Source organism: Kitasatospora putterlickiae, from assembly GCF_039527695.1.
Taxonomy (GTDB): domain Bacteria; phylum Actinomycetota; class Actinomycetes; order Streptomycetales; family Streptomycetaceae; genus Kitasatospora; species Kitasatospora putterlickiae.
On sequence record NZ_BAAAKJ010000028.1, the window covers coordinates 16,138 to 17,643 of the forward strand.

The 1,506-nt window shown below is 72.8% G+C and carries 1 protein-coding gene and 1 pseudogene; one reads left to right on the forward strand and one right to left on the reverse strand.

Features of this window, described 5'->3' with window-relative positions:
* Nucleotides 1-110 precede the first annotated feature (110 nt).
* Nucleotides 111-932, forward strand: a complete 822-nt coding sequence (locus ABD308_RS03665) for a helix-turn-helix domain-containing protein (RefSeq protein ID WP_344325428.1) — start codon at nucleotides 111-113, stop codon at nucleotides 930-932.
* A 222-nt stretch (nucleotides 933-1,154) separates the two neighbouring features.
* Here the strand turns inward: ABD308_RS03665 and ABD308_RS39545 are convergent.
* A pseudogene (locus ABD308_RS39545) lies at nucleotides 1,155-1,424 on the reverse strand (hypothetical protein); the annotation flags it as partial.
* Between the last annotated feature and the right edge of the window lie 82 nt (nucleotides 1,425-1,506).

Here is a 1,506-nt window from a genome sequence, read left to right on the forward strand (position 1 = left end):
GTCGGCGCGCGGACCCCGCGAAGACCCGGCGAGATCATCGATACCGACGAGCACAGGTGGGGGATATCCGGATGCCTATTGCGGCGGCGATAGAGCGCAGTATAGACACCATGTGGCAGCATTATGCGGATCCGCTTTCCCTTGAGCAGTTGGCCGAAACCGCCTCCTACAGCAAATTCCACTACACCCGGATTTTCAATCAGCTGACCGGCACCTCGCCCGGCCGGTTCCTCACCGCGATCCGGCTCTTCATGGCCAAACGGCACCTGCTGGAAACCCCGGCCAGCGTCACCGACATCACCTACCGGGTGGGCTACAACAGCCTGGGAACCTTCACCAGCCGCTTCACCCGCAGCGTCGGCGTCTCGCCGACCCGCTACCGCTTACTGGCGCAGGACGACGACCTGCCACCGCTCGTCCTGCCGGCCGCAGGCGCCGGCCACGGCCTGTCCACCGTCACCGGGCAGCTCTTCTTCCCCACCGACGTCGGCCCGGTCCGGGTCTACGTGGGCGCGTTCAACACCCCGATCGTGGAGGGCTATCCGCAGGCCTGCGACATCCTGGACGAGGCCCGCCCGTTCCGCCTGGAGATCCCCGACGGCCTGTGGTTCATCCGGGCCACCGCCGTGGCCGTGGACGACGACTGTCCGCTCCCCCAGGTCCGCCCGCCCAGACTCGTCGGCACGGGCTGGGCGGTCCGCGCCCGCGGCGGCCGCGTCTACAGCACCGACGTCCAGCTCCGCGAGGTCACCCAGCTCGACCTGCCCATCCTGCTCGCCCTCCCCGAACTCGACCGCGCCCGCCGCACCCGCCGCCCCCCGGGTCAGCCGCGCGCGGCGACCGGCCGCCCGGAGGCCGCCCGGACTTCGGCGGCCCTGGCGCGGCCGTGCGACTGCTTGGAGCCGGCCCTGGGGCGGCGGCCGGGAACGTAGGCGGCGCCCCGACCGGCAGCGGGATCGGCCGGGCGTGGACGCGCCGGACACCACGGCCATCCGGCCCGGCTCGGCGATGCCGTCGGTCAGCGGCCGGATCCGCGGCACATGTCCGAGCCGGTTCGCCGCAAACGTCGGTTCACGGCCGTCGCCGGATCGCCGGGCACCGCCGACCGCCTGGATTCCGGCATTGCCGATCAGTACGTGGACCGGCGGTCGGCCGGAGTTCACGAGGATTTCACGAGCGCCGGCGCGGACGGAGGCGGGCGAGGAAAGATCAAGTTCGACCACCTCCGGACTCGCGCCGGAAATCGCCGCCCGGATCCGCGCCGCGGCGGCCCCGCCCTCGGGCACGCTCCGGCAGGCCGTGATCACACGGCTCCCGGCCGCGGCGGGCTCCCGCCTGGCGGCCGCCGCGAGCCCCGCGGAGGCACCGGCGATGACGACGGACTTCGCCGAGGTCGGCCTCGCGCCGCGACTGACGGCCGGCACGCGTCCGCAGCGGAATTTCTGATCATGCGTCAGTTCGCCGTCCCGGTAGGGCCGGCCGACCCGGGGCCCTCCACGGCCGTCG